The sequence below is a fragment of the Nocardioides sp. J54 genome, from assembly GCF_000519005.1.
GTDB lineage: Bacteria > Actinomycetota > Actinomycetes > Propionibacteriales > Nocardioidaceae > Nocardioides.
The window spans coordinates 1-17,175 of sequence record NZ_JAER01000032.1 but is presented as its reverse complement, the minus strand read 5'-3'; the positions used below and the strand labels follow the sequence as shown (position 1 = coordinate 17,175).

Below are 17,175 nucleotides of genomic sequence, written 5' to 3'. Positions count from 1 at the left end.
GGCGGACAGGTCAGCCGGGCAGGTCAGCCGACAGCCGCGCCGCCAGCCCGGAGGCACGGCTCGCCTGGCGCTCGATGGCGTGCGCCACTGCCTCCGGGGTGCCGACGACGGTGACCGTCGAGCGGGCACGGGTGATGGCGGTGTAGAGCAGCTGTCGGGTGAGCAGGCGCGAGTCGGCCTCGGGGAGCACCACCGTGACCTCGTCGAACTCGCTGCCCTGGCTGCGGTGCACGGTCAGTGCGTGGGCGACCTCGACGTCGGAGAGGCGGGCGAGCGACACGACGCGGCCGCCGTCGCCGTCGTCGAAGAGCGCCTGCCGCTCGTCGCCACCGAGCACGACCCCGGTGTCGCCGTTCCACAGGCGCAGGCCGTAGTCGTTGGCGGTCTGCAGCAGGGGTTGTCCGGGGTAGCGGGCCGGCAGCCAGTCCAGGCCCTCCTCGATGCGCAGCCACTGCTCGACGAGGTCGTTCCAGTGCGTGACCCCGAACGGTCCCTCGCGGTGCGCGCAGAGCAGGCGGTGGCGGGAGAGCTGGCGGACCACCTCGGCGTGGTCGCCGGCGACGGCTGCGGCGCGGAGCGCCGTCACGGTGGGCATCACCAGTCGGCGGACCTCGTCGACGTCGGCCGGGTCGACGAGCCGGACGTCCGGCGCGGTGCCGGTCAGCAGCCCCGTCGCGATGCCGGCCTCCCCGTCGCGGACCGCCTCGGCGAGCCGGCCGATCGTGCCGCCGAAGCGGTGCGAGGTCTCGAGCCGGCTCACCGGCGTGGGGACGCGGTCGGCGAACCCGGCGACCACGTCGTGCAGCACGGCGCCAGCCTCCACGGACGCGAGCTGGTCGGCGTCACCGAGGAGGACGAGCCGCGCGTCCGGACGGATCGCCTCGACCAGGCGGGCCATCAGGCTCAGCGAGACCATCGACGCCTCGTCGACGACGACCACGTCGTGCGGGAGCCGGTTGCCGCGGTGGTGGCGGAACCGGCTGTGGTTGTCGGGGCGGAAGCCGAGCAGCCGGTGCAGGGTCGAGGCGGTCAGGCCCTGGAGCCGCTCCCGGTCCTCCTCGGGGAAGGGCACGTTCTCGTTCGCGAGCGTGCCTGCGAGTGACTGCGTCATCCGGGCGGCGGCCTTGCCGGTGGGCGCCGCGAGGGCGATCCGCAGGGTGCCGTCGGCCTGGTCGGCGAGCACGGCGAGCAACCGAGCGAGGGTGGTGGTCTTGCCCGTGCCGGGACCGCCGGTGATGACCGACGTCCAGCGCCGCGCGGACTCCTCGACGGCCTTCCGCTGCTCCGACCAGTCGACCTGCTGTTGGGGCTCCCCGGCCGCCACGGCACCGGCCGGGTCGGCGACGACGGGGAAGAGCCGATCGAGAGCGGCGGAGAGCCGGGCCTCGTCGACCGCGGGCTGGGGCCGGGCGAGCCGGTCGTGCAGGTCCAGCACCACGGCGCCCTCCTCGCCCCAGTACCGGTGGAGGTAGACGAGGTCGTTCTCCACCTGCAGCGCCACGCCCGTCAGCGGGCTGGCGGTCACCGCCGCGAGCCAGGCGTCCGGGGCCGGCCACGGGTGCTCGGGCAGCAGCTCGCCCGGCTCGCGGAGGTCGACGCACACCGAGCCGTGCCGGGCCGCGCGGACCAGCAGCGCGACGGCCAGCTGCACGTCGGCCGACAGGTCGCCGCCGAGCCGGCACACGGCCTCGGCGGTGCGCACGTCACCCGCGGTCAGCAGGCCCGCCTCGTTGAGGACGGCCAGCGGGCCGTCGTACCCCTGGAGGAGGCGGTGGTCGGCGAGGTCGGTGGTCTCGAAGAGCTCGGTCATGCCAGGCCTCCCACGGGTGCGCCGTCGAGCAGGTCGGACAGCTCGACGACCAGCGCGGCGGGCGGGCGCCACGAGAACACCCCGCAGGGGTCGTCGCCGACCAGCGGGGTCTCCGGCCCGCACATCCCGCGCAGGTAGAGGTAGACGACGCCGCCGAGGTGGCGCTCGGGGTCGTAGCCGGGGACCCGCCAGCGCAGGAAGCGGTGCAGCACGACGGCGTAGAGCAGCGCCTGGAGGGGGTACGACGAGTGCCCCATCGCCGCGGCCAGCCGGTCGGGTGCGTAGGCGGCCGCGGTGATCGGTGCGTCCGCGTCGCCGAGCCGGTTGGTCTTGTAGTCGCAGATGACGAAGCGCTCCTCGCCGTCGTCGCCGGCCACGCGGAAGACGACATCGACCGAGCCGGTGAGGAAGCCGCGCAGCACCTGGTCGCCGAGCGCCGGGTCGTCGAGCGCGCCGGCGTAGGGGAGGAGCGGGTCGTCGGCCGGCAGGTGGCGGCGCAGCAGGGTGGCGATCTCGCCCAGCCGGCGCAGGTCGGGGACGGGCTCGTCGCCGCCGCCCATCGGCAGCTCGAAGTCGAGCTCGCGCAGCCGGTCGCGCAGCGGAACGCCGCGCAGCGTGCGGCCGGGCAGCAGCGGACCGAGGGGCGAGTCGCAGACCTCCACCAGTGCAGCGGCGAGCGCCTCGGGGGCGAGGTCGACGGGCCACTCGACGAGCTGCTCGCGCACGTGCCGGAGCAGCTCGGCCTCCCAGTCGGGGGCGTCGGGGTCGGCGTGCTCGAGCACGGCGTGCACCAGCGAGCCGAACCGGGCCCCGGCCGCGAAGCCGGCGAGCGGGGACGGCACGTCCAGCCCGTCGGCGACCTCCCCCGCCTCCTCGGTCGCACCGGCCGCGGGCGCGACCAGCTCGGGCTCGTCGTCCTTCTCGACGACCTCCGGCTCGCTGCCGACCGCGGGCTGCTCGGCCTCGCCGGCCGCCGCGAGGGCGGAGTACGAGGTGCGCCGCCACAGCTGGTCGACCTGGCGGTCGAAGGTGCGGGTGGCGAGCTCCGTCGGGTCGTCACCGGCGGGCAGCGGCGGGGGCTCGACCGGCTCCGCCCGGGCCAGGGCGGGTCCACCGATCTCGGGGTCCCCCCAGCGGCGGAACCACTGCACGACGACCTCGTCGGCGGGCGGGTCGACCAGGTCGGGGACGTCGGGCCCGTCGGGCGTGCGACCGAGCAGCACCCGGTGGAGGGCGGAGCAGCGGACGTTGTTGCCGGCCGCCCACCACACGACGAGGCGGGACCGGGCGCGGGTGAGGGCGACGTACAGCATCCGCAGCGACTCGCCGGCGTCCTCGGACCGGTGCCGCGCGACCATCGCCCTGGTGCGCTCGCCCGGGGCGCCGATGTCGAGGACCCGCTCGCGGTCGTCGTCGTGGTAGATCAGCGTCGGCGGCAGCTTGTCGTTGACGTAGCGGTCGGAGAGGAAGGGCGCGAGCACGACGGGGTACTCCAGGCCCTTGCTGCCGTGGATCGTCACCAGCTGCACGGCGTGCGCGTCGGAGTCGATGCGCCGGGTCCGCTCGGAGGTCGCGTCGTTGGCGTCGCGCTGCCGCTCGAGGAACCACGCGAGCAGGCCGGACAGGCCGAGGTTCTCGCGGGTCGCGGCCGAGTGGAGGAGCTCGGCGAGGTGGCGCAGGTCGGTCAGGTCGCGCTCGCCGCCGACCGCGCCGAGCACCCGCGCGGAGAGTCCGTCGGTGACGAGCGCCTCGAACACGGCGGCCACGCCGCGGGAGGTGAAGACCGCAGCCAGCTCGCGCAGCCGGTCGGAGAGCTGGTCGGTGAGGTCGTCACCACCGGCGTCGAGGTCGGTGCCGGTCAGCCCGAAGAACGCCGTGATCGCCGCGGCCCGGGCCAGGCGGGTGCGGTGCGGCTGCGCCATCGCCTCCAGCAGCGCGCGCCAGTGCCGCCCCGCCTCGGTGGCGAAGACGCTCTGCCCGCCGGTGATGACGGCCGGTACGCCGACCTTGCGCAGGGCGTCCTGCACGAGCTCGAGGTCGCGGCGGGCGTGGGCGAGGACGGCGACGTGACCGGCGGTCAGCGGCACCCAGCGGCACTCCTCGCCGTCCCAGACCTCGGCCCCGGCGCCGAGGTAGGTGCGCACCTGGAGCGCGACGTCCTGCGCGATCCGGGGGCGCACGACGTCGACCCTCGCCAGCTCGTCCGGCCCGACACCGAGGTCGGCGCGGAGCAGCGCGCGCAGCTGGAAGGACGCACCGGGCAGGCCGCGCACGCGGTCGTCGTCGGCGGAGCGGGCCGCCTCGATCGGGTGGACCGCGATGAGCGGGTCGCCCAGCCGGGCGTGGTTGAGGATCGTGTGCACCGACGCCACCAGGTCGTGGTCGCTGCGCTGGTTGGTGGTCAGCGTCTGCCGGGTGTCGGCGACGTCGGCGGCCCTGAGGTAGGTGAACACGTCACCGCCGCGGAACGCGTAGATCGCCTGCTTGGGGTCGCCGATCAGCACCAGCACCCCGTGCCGGTGGAAGGCCTTCTCGAAGACCTGCCACTGCACCGGGTCGGTGTCCTGGAACTCGTCGATGAGGACGATGCGCCACCGGTCGCGCATCCGCGCGCCGGCGACCGAGGTCGGGTCGAGGAGCACGTCGCGCAGCTGCACCAGCAGGTCGTCGAACGACAGCACGCCGAGCCGGCGCTTGCGGTGGTCGAACTCGCGGGCGACCTGGCGGGCGAAGGAGACCCGGGCGTCGTCGACGGAGCCCTCCTCCGGGTCGACGGGGGCGAGCCGGGCGCCGGGGTTGCTGACGATCGCGCGGGCGATGGTGCCGGCGTCCTCGTGCGACAGCCGGTCGTCGCCGGCCCAGCTTCCGAGCCAGACGTCGTCGACGACCTCGCGGCGCAGGTCGGTGAGGTCCTCGACGAGGGTCGCGCGGGGGTCGGTGTCGCCGGCGATGCCGAGCCCGCGGAGCACGAGCTGGCAGAACTGGTGGATGGTGACGATCGTCGAGGTGTCGAAGGTCGCCAGCGCCGCGCGCAGCCGGTCGCGGCGGGCGAGCAGCTCCTCCGGCGGCGCGTCGACCAGGTGCGCCATCAGCGTGTCCGGCGTCGTCGGCGGGTGGCCGGCGAGGGTGTCGTCGATCCGCGCCGCCACCTCGGCGAGCCGCCTGCGCACCCGGTCGCGCAGCTCGCTGGTCGCCGCGTTGGTGAAGGTCACCGCCAGCACCTGGTCGATCGTGGCGTGGCCCTCGGCGACGTAGCGCGCCACCAGGGCGGCGATGGTCCACGTCTTGCCGGTGCCCGCGCTCGCCTCCAGCAGCGTGGTGGTCGGGACGAGGCCGTCGGGGCCGACCCCGGGAAGGCCCGCGGTGATGTCGAACGGCGTCGGGTCGGCCGGGTTGCTCATCAGCTCCACCCCTTCTCGTGGGCGACCAGGTCACCCCAGGCGTGCTCGGCGATCCGGGCGAGGTCGGTGAGTCGGTCCATGCCCGCGCCGGGCCCGAGGAAGTGCGTCCACGCCGCGTCGTCGCGCTCGGGGCGGAACCTGTCCCACTGCCATGCGCGCATCGCGTTCTTCCACGCCGCCGCCCGGTGGCCGCGACCGAGCGCCCAGGCCCGGCCGGTCGTCAGCGGCAGGTGGCACAGCTGCTGGAGGCCGTCGTGGCGCAGCCGTGCCCACGCCGCCAGCGTCGAGCGGGCGAGGTCGGGGGCGACCGGGAGGACCTTGCCGACCCGGTTCTTCGCGACCACGCAGCCGGAGACCTGGAGGTCGGGGCGCATGGCCTGGACGGCCAGCACGTCGAGCCACAGCTCGAGGGCGTGCCGGGCGCCGAGGCTGGAGTAGGTGACGTGCACGACCGTCGACCCGTGCAGGTCGCCGACCCGCCCGGTGAGCTGCCGGCCGTCACCGAGGTCGAGGGTCACGTCGGTCGTCACGGGTTCGCCGACCCGGAGGTTGCGGGCGCGGCCGACGACGTCCTCGGCGGCCTTGCCGATCTCGCGCAGCGCCGCTGCGCCGAGCTCGCCCGGCGGCAGGGCGCCGCGGTGCCGCTCGGCCGCCGCGATCGCCTCCGCGGGGCGGTCGTCGAGCAGGGCCGCGACGATCCGGCCGCCGACGGCCCACTTCTCGAGCCCGTTCGGCGAGATCGGGATGTCGTTGGCGGGCGGGTCCACGTCGTACGGCAGGGCGACGTCGAGGTGGTCGAGCAGCGCCCGGGCGGGGTTGGCCAGGAAGCGGCGCAGGTCCTCGAGGGTGAGGTCGGGGTCCGGCGGCGACACCGGCGCGGAGAGGAAGGCGGGCGTGGGTCCGGGCGCCCGGGCGGCCGTCGCCGCCCGCAGCGCGACCGGGTCGAAGGTGCGCGGGGCCGAGGCCTGCAGCAGGCGCTCGTCGTGCGGCTGCAGCGGCTGGCGGACCAGCACGTGCGCACGGACCGGCTCGGCGGCGGTCAGGTCGAGGGCGTCGAGCAGCTCGCCGACCGGGATCGCCGGCGGTCGGTCCTGGCCCGAGTGCTCGGACATCCCGGCGTAGGTGATGACGAGCGCGTCGCGGGCCGACATCACCGCGTCGAGCAGCAGCTGCCGGTCCTCGGCGCGCAGGTCGCGCTCGCCCGTGCGCGGGTCGCGGGCCAGCGCGTCGTCGCCGTCGACCGTCATCGAGCGGGGGAACGCGTCGGCGTCCATCCCGAGCAGGCACACCACCCGGTGCGGCACCGAGCGCATCGGCACCAGCGTGGAGACGGTGAGCGCGCCGGTGCGGAAGCTCGCGCGGGTCGGCCGCGGCGCGACCCGGTCCTCGAGCAGCCGGCGGACGTCGGCGACGCCCACCCGGGTCGCGGTGGAGGCGGCGGCCAGGCCGGTGAGCTCGTGCGCGAGCTGGGCCGCCTGCCACTGGTCGTCGTACGACGTCGCGGTGAGCCGGGTGACGTGGGTGAGCAGCGCCTCGCTCCACTCGGCGGGGGTGCTCGCGGCGCCCAGCGCCTTCACGGCGTCGTCGAGCCGGGCCATCACCTCGGCGAACCGGCCGGCGAGCTCGAGGTCCGACGACCCGACGTCGTCGAGCGGCAGCGCGCGCCCGAGCAGCACCTGCTCCTCGGGCATCACGACGCCGGCGAGGATCCGTTCGAGGCCGAACCGCCAGGTGTTGTCGTGCAGCGGCAGCCCGTGGTGGGCGCGGTGCTCCTCGTCGAGGCCCCAGCGGACGCCGGAGCTGACCACCCAGCGGGTGACCGTCTCGAGCTCGTCGTCGGTGAACCGGAACCGGCGGCGCACCGGCGCGGAGCCGAGCAGGTCGAGCACGTCGGTGGCCCGTGCCCGGCCCTCGACGAGCCCGACGAGGTCGGCGGCGAGCGCGAGGAGGGCGTTGGTGCTGGCGAGGCCGCGGTCGGCCATCGACACGCGCAGCTGGCGCGCCGGGTGCTCGTCGGGCACGGCGCCGAACACCGCGTGGATGAGTGGCGCGAACGCCTCCACGTCGGGGCACATCACGATGATGTCGCGCGGCTCGAGGGTCGGGTCGTCGGCGAGCAGCGCGAGCAGGGCGTCGCGCAGCACCTCGACCTGGCGCAGCGCGCCGTGGCAGGCGTGCACCTGCACCGAGCGGTCGTCGGGGCGCAGCGCGCGGGCGGCACGGTCGGCCGACGTGGTGCCGAGGTCGCGGTCGGCGCGCAGGTCGGCCTGCAGCCAGCCGAGCAGGTGGTCGCCCGGCGCGGGCGCGTCGGCGACCTCCTCGGCGGGGGAGAGCGGGGCGAGGACGGCGAGCTGGCGCTGCACCTCGCGGGCGTCGCGGCCCAGCGTGGCGAGCAGCGGGTGCCGGACCACCTGCGCGGAGGTGTCGTCAGCTCGCTGCACCGGGCCCTCGGCGACGGCCGGGGCCAGGCCCTCCCACAGCGACGACGACACCTGCGGCAGGAACAGGTGCACGTCGCGGTGCTCGGCGAGCGCGCCGACCAGCTCCACCTCGGTGGCCGGCAGGCGGGTGTGGCCGAACAGGCTGAGCCGGGCCGGCAGCGGGAACGCGTCGGGGCGCTCACGCAGCGCCGCGCAGGTCTCGGCGTGGCGCACGTCCGGCGTCGGGGCGTCCACCAGCGCCACGACCCGGCGCCACAGCTCCGGCTGCCACGCGAGGTCGGCGGGCAGGCCGTCGGTGCGGCCCGCGGTCCAGTCGGTGAGCAGCGTCGGCCGCTGGACGGCGTACGACGCGAACAGGCCGGCCAGGCGCCGAGCCAGCGAGTAGCGCCGGGCCCGGCGCAGCTCGCGCTCGACCTCCTCCGGCCGGTCGGCGCCGAGGTGCCTGGCCAGCGGCTGCGCCCAGGCCTCGCCGAGGCTGTCGTCGACGACCTGCAGCACCGGCCACGCCAGCCGGTCGGGGTGCCACGGGTCGGTGCGCTCGGTGCCGGTCAGCATCGCGACCAGCGAGCGCGGCCGGAGCAGGTCGATGCCGGCGCACACGCCGTCGCCGCCGCGCGGCCCCGCGCCGAGCCGGGTGGACAGCCGCTGCGCGAGCCACCGCTCGACGCCCTTCGCCGGGACCACCACGACCTCCTTGGCGAAGGGGTCCGCCGGCGGGGTCGCGAGCAGCGCCGCCAGCGAGTCGGCGAGCGCAGCGGTCCCGGGGCCGCGGTGGATGGTCAGCACAGGGGGAACCCTAGAACGCGGGTCCGAGCCATGCCCGGGGAACTGCCACGCCCGACGTGTGGGCGTGCAACGACCACGAAACCCGCTCCGGTTAGGGTCGACGCCATGCCATTCCTGCTGCGCGTGCTGCTGCCCGACGTCCCCGGTTCGCTGGGCCGGGTCGCATCGGCCATCGGTATGGCGGGCGGTGACATCGAGGCGATCGAGATCGTCGAGAAGCGCGACGACGGCACGGCCGTCGACGACGTGCTGCTGGAGCTCGAGCAGGGGATGATGCCCGACTCCGTGGTGTCGGCGTGCAGCGCGCTGGACGGCGTCGAGGTGCTGTGGGTGAGTCGCTACCCCGCCGGCGGCAACCTGGTCATGGACCTCGAGGCGGTCGAGGAGCTCACCGCCTCGCCGGCCGAGGCGTTCGACCGGCTGGTCGACCTGCTCCCCGCGACCTTCCGGGTCGACTGGGCCGCGCGGGTGCACCGCGCCAAGGGCGTCGTGCACCGCACCAGCGCCGCGCCGGAGGAGTTCGACTTCGTCGAGATCGAGAGCCCGACCCGGCTCGAGGTGCCCGAGGACGAGATCACTTTGTACGCCGCCAGCCGGCTCGACGGCAACGAGGTCGTCGTCATCGGCCGGCGCGGCGGGCCGGAGTTCGCGGACTCCGAGATCGCGCGCCTGGGCCACCTGTGCGGGCTCGCGGTGACGATCGCCAACAGCTGAGGCACGGGCGCTCCTCGCGCCCGTCGGTGGGGCTCAGTCGGTGGGGCTCAGTCGGTGGGGCTCAGTCGGTGACCGGCTCGAGCACGAACACCGGGATCTCCCGGTCGGTCTTCTCCTGGTACTCCGCGTAGGTCGGCCAGGTCGCGACGGCGTGCGCCCACCACTTGCTGCGCTCGTCACCCTCGACCAGGCGTGCCTTGTACGGCTTCGGCTCCGGGCCGTCCTGCAGGTCGACGAGCGGGTGGGCGAGGAAATTGGCGTACCAGCTCGGGTTCTCGTCCGCGCCGCCCTTGGAGGCGACGGCGACGTAGACGCCGTCCTTCTCGACCCGCATGACCGGGTTCTTGCGCAGCTTGCCGGACTTCGAGCCCACCGAGGTGATCACGACGATGCGGTCCTTCGAGCCGCGCAGCGTGTTCGCCTCGCGGCCGCCGGACTTCTCGTACTGCTCGACCTGGTCGCGGACCCACTGCCACTGGCTCGGCTCGTACTCGCCCTGAAGTGTCATGGCTCCAACAAGACCACGCAGGGGCGCGCTATTCCAGCACGGCGCCGGACGGCCCTGCCTGAGCCGGCCAGGGCCGGGCCGATCTCCCGGTCCAGCGCCGCCTTCGGCCGTGCGCCGCGCGGCTCGTGCACCGGCTCGCGGCGCGAAAGAGGATCCTCGTCGGCAGGACGCGCGACTCGTGGAAGCGCAGGTCAAGCCCCGCTCGGGAGGCAGCCCGCTGATGCCCTAGGTTCAGGTGCCATGAGTGCGATCGAGGGTGTGAGCGAGACGTTCGACGCGAGCCAGTGGGACGTCGTCCCGGGCTTCGAGGACCTGACCGACCTGACCTACCACCGCGCGAAGGCGCACGGCACGGTCCGGATCGCGTTCGACCGCCCGGACGTGCTCAACGCCTTCCGGCCGCACACCGTCGACGAGCTCCTGCGCACGCTCGAGCACGCGCGCCAGTCGGCGGACGTCGGCTGCGTCCTGCTCACCGGCAACGGCCCGAGCCCGAAGAACGGCAAGCGCTCCTTCTGCACCGGCGGCGACCAGCGCATCCGCGGCAAGGCCGGCTACCAGTACGAGGACAAGGAGATCGGCGCCGACGACACCGGCGCCGAGGAGCCGAGCGTCATCGACAAGGCGAAGCTCGCCCGCCTGCACATCCTCGAGTGCCAGCGGCTGATCCGCTTCATGCCGAAGGTCGTCATCTGCGTCGTCCCCGGCTGGGCGGCCGGCGGCGGCCACAGCCTCTTCGTGACCTGCGACCTCGCGCTGGCGTCGAAGGAGCACGCCCGCTTCAAGCAGACCGACGCCGACGTGGGCTCCTTCGACGGCGGCTACGGCTCGGCGTACCTCGCCCGCCAGGTCGGCCAGAAGTTCGCCCGCGAGATCTTCTTCCTCGGCCAGGAGTACGACGCCGAGGACGCCGTCCGCATGGGCGCCGCCAACCGCGCCGTCCCCCACGACGAGCTCGAGGCGACCGCGCTGGAGTGGGGCCGGATCATCAACGGCAAGAGCCCCACCGCCCAGCGGATGCTCAAGTACTCCTTCAACCTCCTCGACGACGGCCTCGTCGGCCAGCAGCTCTTCGCCGGCGAGACCACCCGCCTCGCCTACATGACCGACGAGGCGCAGGAGGGCCGCGACCAGTTCCTCGAGAAGCGCGAGCCCGACTGGTCGCCGTACCCCTGGTACTACTGAGCCGCCGCTGGCCGGCGTCCGCCGGTCAGGGGTCTGCGGAGCCGGTCTGGTGCGGTTCGTACGATAGGTCGCTGGACCACCACCGCCAGTCGACGGGCGAGCCGGGTACGAGCTCGACGTAGTTCTTCGGGGTCAGCGTCACGCTCGCGACCGCCAGCGCCCACCCCAGGAGGCCAGCCTCGAGGACGGCGTCGGCGACGGCCGTGGCGCTACCGCGGCGACGGAGCACCCGAGCCCGGACGAGGACGAGCACCAGACCTGCAGGGGCGGTGAGGGTCACCAGTAGGGCGAGGTCGTCACCGAGCTCGCGGACGACGTTCGTCAGGTCCACTGGCAGCTCCTGGACAGGGGGCACGGGCGTCGCATTCTCGACCGAGTTCGCGGAGGGCCGTTGACAATCATTCTTATTGTGCGCAGGATCTCACCCAATGTAACGCAGCCCACTTCCGGACGGAGCTATCCATGAGGCCCTCGCAGCAGCGCACCGACCTGGGCGGTTGCCCGGTCGCCCACACCGACTACCGGCTCGACCGCCCTGCGTTCGAGACCTACGAGCTGCTCAACGCCGAGCGCGAGCTGGGGCCGGCGGTGTGGAACGACAGCACCGAGCACGGCTTCCTCATGGTGAGCCGGTACGACGACGTCACGGCCCTGCTGCGCGAGCACGACACGCTCGTCAACGACTGCGTGAACGCGTTCGACCCGACGATGACGACGCCGCTGCTGCCGAACTCGCTGAACCCGCCGGAGCACAACAAGCTGCGCCGGGTGCTCAACCCGTTCTTCTCGCCCGCGGCGGTGAAGCGGCTGCAGCCGCTGGCGCGGCAGCGGGCCAGGGAGCTGGTCGCCTCGATCGCCGCCCGCCCCGACAAGTCGGTCGACCTCGGCGTCGACTTCGCGATGATCTACCCCACGGAGCTGTTCCTCGCCCTGCTCGGCCTCCCGGTGGAGGACGGCGAGATGTTCCTGCCGCACGTCGAGGCGATCTTCGGAGGCTTCTTCGCCTCGACGCCGGAGGAGATCGAGGCCTCCGGCAAGGCGGTCGAGGCGATCATGGCCTACTTCGCCGAGGCCGTGGAGGAGCGCCAGAAGAACCCGGGCGACCCGGAGACCGACCTCGTCAGCCGGCTGCTCAGCGTGACGATCGACGACCAGCCGCTCGAGCGCGAGCAGGTCCTGACCATCTGCATGACGCTGATGGTCGCCGGCCTCGACACCACCCGCAGCGCGCTGGGCTACCTCTTCCACCACCTCGCCACGCACCCCGAGGACCGCAAGCGAGTTGTCGCGGACCCCGGCCTGTGGCCGAAGTTCATCGAGGAGGCGATCCGCCTCTACTCGCTGATCATCCAGGACGGCCGGATGGTCGCCGAGGACCGTGAGGTGCTCGGCTGCCCCATGAACAAGGGCGACATGGTGTGGCTCGGGCTCGCCCAGGCCAACCGGGACCCCCGGAAGTTCGCGGACCCCGACACCTTCGACATGGACCGGGAGAACCTCAACCACCACCTCGGTTTCGGCGCCGGCGTGCACCGCTGCATCGGCATGCACCTCGCCCGGGCCGAGCTCGTCATCGCCCTCGAGGCCTGGCACGAGGTGATCCCGGACTACCGGCTCACCGAGGGCGTCGAGCTCACCGAGCGGGGTGGCCAGCTGCGGCTGCAGAGCCTGCCGCTCGAGTGGGACTGACGGCAGGCCGCGGCAGCCACCACTGATCCACAACGGAGAGGTTGTCTATCACGCCGGATCAGGTGTTTCCCCCGGCAGGGTGGCGGGACCGAGACTCGTCGGGCCCGTCCACCCTGCGAGGGAGAACCCGTGCGTCGCATCCTGACCAGCCTGCTCGTCCCGTTGCTCGCCGCGCCGCTGGCGGCCGTCACGACCGCCGCACCGGCCCGTGCGTACGACGTGCCGGAGCCCGGCATCCGCAACTATGTCGCGCTCGGTGACTCGTTCACGGCCGGTCCCCTGGTCCCGTTCTTCGCCGACGTGCCGTGCGTACGGTCGACCAACAACTACCCGAGCACGCTGGCCGTGAAGCTCGGCATCTACGACACCGGGTTCCGTGACGTCTCCTGCAGTGCGGCGGACACGACCGCGATGGAGGGGCGCTTCGCGCCGCCCGCCGGGCTCGGCACCACGGTCGCGCCGCAGCTCGACGCGCTGCGACCGGACACGGACCTGGTGACGATCGGGATCGGCGGCAACGACGAGAGCTTCTTCGGGACGATCATCGGGGAGTGCCCGGACCTCGCGTCGGCGGACCCCGACGGCAACCCGTGCCAGCGGAAGTTCACCGTCGACGGCGTCGACACCCTCGCCGCGATCATCCCGCGCACCGGCGCTCGCGTCGCCCGGGTGCTGGAGGCGATCAGGGAGCGCTCGCCCCGCGCCCGGGTCGTGTACGTCGGCCCCCTCCGGCTGCTGCCCGCCAACGGCATCCCGTGCCCCGACGTGCCGCTGGCCAGGGGCGACATCGCGTGGGCCGACGGGCTGCTGCGCAAGCTCAACGAGGCGATGGCGCGCGTCGCGGCGCGGCAGGGCGTCGAGTTCGTCGACGTGTACGGCGCCTCCCTCGGCCACGACGCGTGTGCCGGTGACGACGCCTGGGTGCAGGGCGGCTGGGTCAACCTGTTCAAGGCCGTCTCCTGGCACCCGTTGCGCTCGGGCATGGACGCCGTCGCGCAGATGGTCCACGAGAAGCTCAACGGCAAGGACCTCGCCGCCGGCCGCCTGGTGACGGCCTCGTCCACCGAGAGCGGGCTGGCGCCCTCGCGCGCGATCGACCGGGACCCCTACGCGCGCTGGGCCAGCTACCACTGGCGCGACGGTGAGTGGCTCGCCGTCGACCTCGGCTCCCGGCAGACCGTCCGGCGCCTCGAGCTGAACTGGGAGGACGCCTGGGCCCGTGCCTACCGCGTCGAGGTCTCGGACGACGGTCGCACGTGGCGCACGGTGTGGTCGACCATCAACAGCGACGGCGGGCACGACACGGTCCGGTTCCCGGCGACGACCGCTCGGCACGTCCGCGTCGTCGGGGTGACCCGCGCGACGTGGTACGGCATCTCGCTGTGGGACCTCGAGGTCTACCGGACCTGAGCCGCCGCCGTCGCCGTACGCCGCGGTCGGGAACTAGCATCCGATCATCGACATCCACGTCCGCAAGCTCCGCCAGTTCATCGTGGTGGCTGAAGAGCTGCACTTCAGCCGGGCTGCCGCGCGGCTCTACGTCGCGCAGCAGGCGCTGAGCCGCCAGGTCAAGGAGCTCGAGGAGGAGCTGGGCGCGACCCTGTTCCGCCGCAGCACCCGCAGCGTCGAGCTCACCGCCGCCGGCCGCGCCCTGCTCGAGGGTGCCCGAGCGACGGTCGAGGCGTGGGACCGGGCGGTCGCCCGGACCACGAGCGCGGCCCGCGCGGAGCAGGGGGTGCTCCGCGTGGGCTCGTGCCCGGCCGCGGCGCTCGAGCTGACCAGCCCGATCCTGCGCGAGCTGGAGGAGCGGCTCCCCGACGTCGAGGTGGAGATGCGCGAGCACCTGCTCACCGACCCCTCCGCCGGCCTGCTCGACCACTCCGCCGACGTGGCGTTCGTCCGGGTGCCGGCCACACTGCCCGGGATGGAGGTGGTGCCGCTGTTCACCGAGCCGCTGGTCGTCTCGGTCGCCGCCGGCCACTGCCTCGCCGAGCGCGACCGGGTCAGCGTCGCCGAGGTCCTCGACGAGCCGATCACCGTGTCGCGCACGGAGGACGCGGCCTACCGGGCGTTCTGGCAGCTCGCCGGGTTTCGCGACGAGGCGCCGGCAGTCCTCCTCGACCACACCTCGGTCATCGAGGAGGGCATCCTCGTTGCGTCCGGACGGGCGGTGTCGGTGACGGTCGCAGCCGCCGCCCGGTACGGCGGACACCCGGACCTGAGGTTCGTCCCGATCGTCGACGCCCCGCGGTCGACGCTGGCCGTGGCCCTGCCGGCAGCGGAGCCCAGCCCGCTGGCACGCGCGTTCCTCGACGCGGCCGTCACGGTCCGCGACCGCGAGGCCGGCCTGGTTGCCGCAATCGAGGACCCGGAGCTGTAGCCCGGGTGCCTCACCGGCGTGGGTGGTGGGTGGCTCCACCCCTGCCGCCCGGGATGTGCGGATGCGTAGCCGAATGGGTAGTCCTGCTGACGCGTCCGCCCGTCCCAGCGAGGTGCACTGGATCCCTGGCAACGAGGCGAGGAGGGCGGGACGACATGGACACCACCACCGGGGCCACCGCACCGGACCTGCAGGCGGAGCTGCTGCGGATCGCCCGCAAGTACGAGGAGCTGGGCGCCCAGGAGGCGGCCTCGACGCCGTACTGGGCGCCGTGCCCGGCGACCGTCGTCACCTTCCGCGCCGTAGCGCGGGCGCTGCGGGCCGAGGTCGGCGCGGTCTGACGATCCTGTTGTCCGGCCAGCACAACGAGTGCGGAGGACCTTGTCGGATCCGGACAACGCCGTGCGCCAGCGGTCGGGTCACGCTGGGGCCATGACCACAGACCGTGTGCCTGCCCCTGACCACGTGGCCGTGCTGGGCGCCGGGATGGTGGGCCTCTCCACCGCCTGGTTCCTCCAGGAGCGCGGGGTGCAGGTGACCGTGATCGAGAAGTCCGCCGTCGCCGCGGGCTCGAGCTGGGGCAACGCGGGCTGGCTGACGCCGAGCATCGCGGTGCCGCTCGCGGAGCCGTCGGTGCTGCGCTACGGGCTGCGCGCGGTGCTCAGCCCGAAGTCCCCGGTCTACGTGCCGCTGACCACCGACCCGCGGCTGCTGCGCTTCCTCGCCCAGTTCGCGCTGCACTGCACGCAGCGGCACTGGCAGCGGTCGATGCAGGCGCTGATCCCGCTCAACAACGGGGCTCTCGACGCGTTCGACCAGCTCGAGCGCGGCGGCGTCGAGGCGCGCACGATGGCGGCCAACCCGTTCACCGCCGCCTTCCGCACCGCCGAGGACAGCCAGGCGCTGCTGCAGGAGTTCGAGCACATCGAGGCGAGCGGGCAGCGGGTCGCGTTCGACGTCGTCGACGGCGACGTGGCACGCAAGGATGAGCCGGCGCTGTCCGAGGAGGTCGGCACCGCAATCCGGATCCGTGACGAGCGGTTCATCAACCCGCCCGCCTTCGTCGCCGCGCTCGCCGCCTCCGTGCGCGCCCGCGGCGGCACGATCATCGAGGACGCCGGCGACCGCGCCGTCACCACGACGCCGACCGGGGTTCTCGTCGGCGACGACCGGTACGACGCCGTCGTGCTCGCGACCGGCGCCTGGCTCGACCGCGACGCCCGCCAGTACGGCGTGCGCCGGATCATCCAGGCCGGTCGCGGCTACTCCTTCACCGTCGACATCGACGAGCTCCCGCGCGGCCCGGTCTACTTCCCGACCCAGCGGGTCGCCTGCACGCCCGTCGGCGACCGGCTGCGGATCGCCGGGATGATGGAGTTCCGCGACGTCGGCGCCCCGCGCGACCCGCGCCGCATCGACGCCCTCGTCGAGCAGGCCGGACAGCTGCTGGCCGGTGCCCACCTCGACGAGCGCCACGACGAGTGGGTCGGCGCCCGCCCCTGCACCGCCGACGGCCTGCCGCTCGTCGGGGCGACCCGCGACCCCCGGGTCTTCGTCGCCGGCGGCCACGGCATGTGGGGCATCACCCTCGGCCCGGTCACCGGCCGCCTGCTCGCCGAGCAGGTCGTCACCGGCCGGACCCCCGACGCCCTCCGCGGCGTGGATCCGCTGCGGTAGTCCTGGTCCACTTGCGCGAGCGTGTCGCCTGTCGACGGAAGCCGCACGGGCGCTCGCTGCGCTCGGCCCGCGGGCATCCGTCGACGCGCCTTCGGCGCGGGCGCCACGCTGCCGCGCCGCGGTTGCCTTGCGCAGGTCCAGACCCCGCCTGGCGGCACGCCTGACGTAGGTGGTCCGAGCGTTCCTCCCGGTGGTTGAGGTGCGAGGCCGCCCGCGGCCGAGCCTCGAAACCTCCGGGCCTGCGAGGCGGGCTGTGCGGGCACAGTCCGGTGCACCGGGGCCGCTGGTTTCGAGGCTCGGCGCTGGGGCGCCTCGCGCCTGAACCACCGGCGGTTCGGTGCGCCGCGCTGCCGCGCCGCAGTTGCCTTGAGTGGGTGGCACAGTCCGCCTGGCGGCACGCCCTTCTCCCGGTGGTTGAGGTGCGGCGAGCGCCAGCGAGGAGCCTCGAAACGGTGAGGATGTGGGGAGTGCTCCGGGGTGGGTTCTGACTTGCCTCGAAACTGACGGCTCTGGTCTGTCTTGAATTGGACGTGTCGGCCTGTCCCCGGGGCGCGTGACCTAGCCATAAGGGCGCCGTGAGGAGG

The 17,175-nt window shown here is 73.9% G+C and carries 12 protein-coding genes; 7 read left to right on the top strand and 5 right to left on the bottom strand.

The annotated features are described in order from the left end of the window. Positions 1-10 precede the first annotated feature (10 nt). From recD to recC, 3 genes are read right to left on the bottom strand one after another with little or no spacing between them, the layout of a single operon-like run. Entirely contained in the window at positions 11-1,810 is a 1,800-nt protein-coding gene (gene recD, locus NOCJ54_RS0117430) for an exodeoxyribonuclease V subunit alpha (protein ID WP_157514945.1), read from the bottom strand. Beyond that, positions 1,807-5,211 (bottom strand): UvrD-helicase domain-containing protein, encoded by a 3,405-nt coding sequence (locus NOCJ54_RS0117425; RefSeq protein ID WP_028656517.1) that lies wholly within the window; start codon positions 5,209-5,211, stop codon positions 1,807-1,809. The genes recD and NOCJ54_RS0117425 overlap by 4 nt, the downstream gene beginning before the upstream one ends. After that, on the bottom strand, positions 5,211-8,438 hold the full coding sequence (gene recC, locus NOCJ54_RS26595) for an exodeoxyribonuclease V subunit gamma (RefSeq protein ID WP_051485999.1): 3,228 nt from the start codon (positions 8,436-8,438) through the stop codon (positions 5,211-5,213). The genes NOCJ54_RS0117425 and recC overlap by 1 nt, the downstream gene beginning before the upstream one ends. 105 nt (positions 8,439-8,543) lie before the next feature. On the opposite strand from recC, the gene NOCJ54_RS0117415 reads away from it, so the two are divergent. Next, positions 8,544-9,152 carry an ACT domain-containing protein gene (locus NOCJ54_RS0117415; RefSeq protein WP_028656516.1) on the top strand — a complete coding sequence of 203 codons (609 nt, stop codon included), beginning with the start codon at positions 8,544-8,546 and terminating at the stop codon, positions 9,150-9,152. A gap of 61 nt (positions 9,153-9,213) precedes the next feature. Here NOCJ54_RS0117415 and NOCJ54_RS0117410 read toward each other — a convergent pair whose 3' ends face one another. Continuing rightward, entirely contained in the window at positions 9,214-9,660 is a 447-nt protein-coding gene (locus NOCJ54_RS0117410; protein ID WP_028656515.1) for a nitroreductase family deazaflavin-dependent oxidoreductase, read from the bottom strand. Between the two features lie 240 nt (positions 9,661-9,900). Here NOCJ54_RS0117410 and NOCJ54_RS0117405 point away from each other — a divergent pair, with 240 nt between their 5' ends. Continuing rightward, the gene (locus tag NOCJ54_RS0117405) at positions 9,901-10,845 is read left to right on the top strand and encodes a 1,4-dihydroxy-2-naphthoyl-CoA synthase (RefSeq protein ID WP_028656514.1); all 945 of its coding nucleotides are present in this window, start codon (positions 9,901-9,903) and stop codon (positions 10,843-10,845) included. 25 nt (positions 10,846-10,870) lie between these two features. Here the strand turns inward: NOCJ54_RS0117405 and NOCJ54_RS0117400 are convergent, their stop codons facing one another. Further along, positions 10,871-11,176 (bottom strand): hypothetical protein, encoded by a 306-nt coding sequence (locus NOCJ54_RS0117400; RefSeq protein ID WP_028656513.1) that lies wholly within the window; start codon positions 11,174-11,176, stop codon positions 10,871-10,873. A gap of 131 nt (positions 11,177-11,307) precedes the next feature. Here NOCJ54_RS0117400 and NOCJ54_RS0117395 point away from each other — a divergent pair, with 131 nt between their 5' ends. The 5 genes from NOCJ54_RS0117395 (at position 11,308) to NOCJ54_RS0117375 (ending at position 16,591) form a co-directional block, all read left to right on the top strand. Further along, on the top strand, positions 11,308-12,534 hold the full coding sequence (locus NOCJ54_RS0117395) for a cytochrome P450 (RefSeq protein WP_028656512.1): 1,227 nt from the start codon (positions 11,308-11,310) through the stop codon (positions 12,532-12,534). Between the two features lie 129 nt (positions 12,535-12,663). Continuing rightward, the gene (locus NOCJ54_RS26590; protein WP_051485998.1) at positions 12,664-13,944 is read left to right on the top strand and encodes a GDSL-type esterase/lipase family protein; all 1,281 of its coding nucleotides are present in this window, start codon (positions 12,664-12,666) and stop codon (positions 13,942-13,944) included. 43 nt (positions 13,945-13,987) lie between these two features. Next, on the top strand, positions 13,988-14,914 hold the full coding sequence (locus NOCJ54_RS0117385; protein ID WP_332249000.1) for a LysR substrate-binding domain-containing protein: 927 nt from the start codon (positions 13,988-13,990) through the stop codon (positions 14,912-14,914). A gap of 155 nt (positions 14,915-15,069) precedes the next feature. After that, positions 15,070-15,255: a hypothetical protein gene (locus NOCJ54_RS0117380; protein ID WP_028656510.1), complete on the top strand. Its 186-nt coding sequence runs from the start codon at positions 15,070-15,072 to the stop codon at positions 15,253-15,255. A gap of 91 nt (positions 15,256-15,346) precedes the next feature. Beyond that, entirely contained in the window at positions 15,347-16,591 is a 1,245-nt protein-coding gene (locus NOCJ54_RS0117375; RefSeq protein WP_028656509.1) for an NAD(P)/FAD-dependent oxidoreductase, read from the top strand. Positions 16,592-17,175 lie beyond the last annotated feature (584 nt).